Genomic DNA, 3,406 nt, shown 5'->3' with positions numbered 1-3,406 from the left:
ATCATGCAGATCGGCAGCGTCACCCTTCAGCCCTACAACCGCTCAAATCCGACCATCACCGTCACGGCAATCCAGGTCTCGGCCGATGCGACGAGGGCACTGGTGGTGTGGTCACGCAAATTGGTAGCCGGCGTCGCCAGCCCTGGCGCCGCCGCCACCACCGAGACAACGATCCCGGCGTCGCTCAGAGTCGCCAACACTTTTCTCATCCGCGTTGAAAGTAACCTCGGCTATACGCCGGTCATCGCGTGGAGCGCGAGCAGTCAACAGAAGCTTGGGCTGACCTCGGCTTTCAGCAACATAACCATGGGCGAAACCTATTTTCTGCGCCCCCGCAGAAGCGTGACGATCCCTTGCAGCGACTGTTGAACAGAGGCAGCCAGGCGTGCGCAGGCCGCTCCAGCTACTGCTGCGGCCCACGGTCCGAAACGAAGCGCACGATAGCAGCGGCCATCTCGTAGTCTTTTGGCGCCACGGTGGCGAAGCCGCCGGAATGTTTCGATTCCAGGAGATCGTAGATATCGGGCGTCGTCGACTTGAGGTTGGTGAGGAACACGGCAAGCCGGCGCTTGGCTTCGGGGTCGAGATCGCTGCGGACCGCATGGGGGCCGTATCTCAACAGGCCCGACGTCCATACGATCCGAAGCGCCGTCACCGAGAGCCCTGCCGCCGCCAACCTCGCCTGCGTGCCCGACGGTTCTCGCGGGCCGTCGGCAGCGGCCGTCACCCAGCCGAACAGGCCATCGGCTTTGCCGTCGACCAGCATCGTCTCGGCCGCCGCGGCCGAATCGGCATGGACCAGAAACGGTGCATCTTCCGCGATCTTGCGGCCTTCCGCCGCCAACGCCGCCAATGGCAAGAGAGAACCGCCGACGCTGTCAGGAGGCGCCATGGCGATACGATGGCTGTCCATCGCCGCAAGGTCGGGCAGCTTGCCGTCCCGCGTCAGCAGAACCGAGCGGATGCCGATCGCGCCGTCTGAATCGACCGGAGCCACAAGCGGTTCGATACATAAGCAGCGCTGCGAGGCCGTCGCATATGCGGTGGCCGAATAGATCGCATATTCGATGCGGGCATTGGCCTGCGCCTCGATCAGCGCGGCATAGTTGCGGGCAACGACAAACTCGACCTTCATGCCCAAGGCCTTGGTGTAGGCGTCGGTCAACAGTGCCAGCCCCGGAACGGAGTTGCCGGCGCCTGGCTCGGCAACGATGCCGATGCGAAACGTGCCGATATCGTCGCGCCAGTCGGCATGCGCCGGATTTGACCAGAGCGCGACCTGCGCCAGCATGAGAGCGGCATAAGTCTTCAGCGCAACCCTCATGACAGGAACCACGGTCTGTTGTCCTCGATTCATGCCCATGCCCGGAGCATTTGTGCATATCGCAGCCCAAAACCGCTGCGCACCGTTGGGCGACATGCATCTCTGTTTGTGCATGTCGTTATCCCAAAACCGCTGCGCACTTTTGGGCGACATGCATCTCTGTTTGTGCATGTCGTTATCCCAAAACCGCTGCGCACTTTTGGGCGACATGCACCAGACTATCACGCCAAGCCGTTGCCGTTTGGTTTCCGAATTGCCAATGAAGTCGCGGAACCCTATGTCTGGTCGGTCAAACTGGCAACAACTCGATGGCACGCGCTTTCCTCTTCGTTCTGGACTCCTTCGGCATCGGTGGAGCGGCCGACGCCGACCGCTACGGCGACGCCGGCGCCAACACATTCGCGCACATCGCAGAAGCCTGTGCAGAGGGCCGCGCGGATCGCGAAGGGCTTCGCAGTGGACCGCTGTTTGTCCCCCAGATGGCCTCGCTCGGGCTTGGCAAGGCTGCCGAAACCGCAACGGGGCTGGGCTTTGCCAGCAGCGGGACGGATCTGCTCCCAACTGCCTTTCACGGCGCCGCACAGGAGGTTTCGAGCGGCAAGGACACGCCGTCGGGCCATTGGGAGATCGCCGGCCTGCCGGTGCGCCTCGACTGGGGCTATTTCCCGGATACGGTTCCCGCCTTTCCGGCCGAACTGACCGAGGCGATGATCCGCGAAGGCAAGGTGCCGGGCATTCTCGGCAATTGCCATGCGCCGGGCACCGAAATCATCGAGCGCTTTGGCGAGGAACACATCCGGACCGGCAAGCCGATCTGCTACACGTCGGTCGACTCGGTCCTGCAAATCGCCGCGCATGAAGTCCATTTCGGCCTCGATCGGCTTTATGAATTCTGCCAGGTGGTGCGCAGGCTGGTTGACCCGCTCAGGATCGGACGGGTGATCGCGCGGCCGTTCGTCGGCGAAACCACCGCCACTTTCGAGCGGACATACAACCGTCATGACTACGCCGTGCCCCCGCCGGAACCGACCCTGCTCGACCGGCTGACGGCGCGTGGCAGCCGTGTCATCGCCGTCGGCAAGATCGGCGACATCTTCGCCCATCGCGGAATTTCGCAAGTGCGCAAGGCGGCAGGCAACATGGCTATGTTCGACGAAGCGCTGGGTGCGATGGATGATGCCGGCGACGGTGACCTCGTCTTCGCCAATTTCGTCGACTTCGACACCGAATTCGGTCACCGCCGCGATGTCGCGGGCTATGCTGCAGCGCTCGAGGCCTTCGACCTGCGGCTGCCGGAGGCATTTGCGAGGCTGCGGCAGGGCGATCTTCTCATCCTGACGGCCGACCACGGCAACGACCCTACCTGGGCCGGGACCGATCACACGCGCGAGCGCGTTCCGGTGATCGGCACTGGACCGGGTCTCAAGGGCGGCGACATCGGACTGAGAACGACATTCGCCGACATCGGCGAAACCGTGGCCGAGCATCTCGGGCTGGCGCCCGGACGCTACGGCACTTCTTTCTATGCGGCGATCGGCGGTCATGCCTGAGTTACCGGAGGTCGAAACCGTCCGGCGCGGACTTCAGCTGGTTCTGGAAGGCGCCACCATCGCCCGCGTCGAGGCGCGCCGACCGGATCTGCGCTTTCCATTTCCCGAGAAATTCGCGCAGCGACTGGCCGGCAAGACGATCACGGCACTCGGCCGCCGGGCCAAGTATCTGACGATGGACCTGGAAGGCGGCCCCGCGCTGATCTGCCATCTCGGCATGTCGGGCTCATTCCGCATCGAGACGGCCGATGGCAGCGACATGCCCGGCATCTTCCGGCACGACCGCTCGAAGAGCTCCAATCACGACCACGTCGTCTTCCATGTCGTGTCTCCGGCCGGTACCCGATCGCGCGTGATCTTCAATGATCCGCGCCGCTTCGGCTTCATGTTGTTTGCGGAAGGACTGCCGGACGTTCATCCGATGCTGGCTGGACTTGGCGTCGAGCCTACGGGCAACACATTGGACGGTGCGCTGCTTTCCTCATTGATGAAGGGGCGGAGATCACCGCTGAAGGCAGCGCTTCTCGACCAG

Annotated in this window: 3 protein-coding genes and 1 pseudogene; 3 read left to right on the top strand and 1 reads right to left on the bottom strand. The window is 63.5% G+C overall.

Annotated features, from left to right (window positions below; genetic code table 11):
* Positions 1-369: pseudogene (locus ENZ75_RS25735) on the top strand (pilus assembly protein); the annotation flags it as partial.
* Positions 370-403: 34 nt separating this feature from the next.
* On the opposite strand, the gene ENZ75_RS25730 reads toward ENZ75_RS25735, so the two are convergent.
* Positions 404-1,324, bottom strand: a complete 921-nt coding sequence (locus ENZ75_RS25730) for a PhnD/SsuA/transferrin family substrate-binding protein (protein ID WP_164887997.1) — start codon at positions 1,322-1,324, stop codon at positions 404-406.
* Between the two features lie 308 nt (positions 1,325-1,632).
* Here ENZ75_RS25730 and ENZ75_RS25725 point away from each other — a divergent pair, with 308 nt between their 5' ends.
* The gene (locus ENZ75_RS25725; protein WP_013533691.1) at positions 1,633-2,874 is read left to right on the top strand and encodes a phosphopentomutase; all 1,242 of its coding nucleotides are present in this window, start codon (positions 1,633-1,635) and stop codon (positions 2,872-2,874) included.
* A partial coding sequence (locus ENZ75_RS25720; protein ID WP_281061278.1) for a DNA-formamidopyrimidine glycosylase family protein occupies positions 2,867-3,406 on the top strand: 540 nt, incomplete at its 3' end. The genes ENZ75_RS25725 and ENZ75_RS25720, both read left to right, overlap by 8 nt.

It is taken from the genome of Mesorhizobium sp. M7A.F.Ca.CA.002.04.1.1 (genome assembly GCF_004022805.1).
GTDB lineage: Bacteria > Pseudomonadota > Alphaproteobacteria > Rhizobiales > Rhizobiaceae > Mesorhizobium > Mesorhizobium ciceri.
The sequence above is the reverse complement of the archived record's forward strand: the minus strand, read 5'-3'. Positions and strand labels throughout refer to the sequence as shown.

Coding starts and splice junctions, on each gene's coding strand:
- ENZ75_RS25725 (WP_013533691.1), top strand. CDS start 1,633: ATGGCACGCGCTTTCCTCTTCGTTCTGGACTCCTTCGGCATCGGTGGA.
- ENZ75_RS25730 (WP_164887997.1), bottom strand. CDS start 1,324: ATGAGGGTTGCGCTGAAGACTTATGCCGCTCTCATGCTGGCGCAGGTC.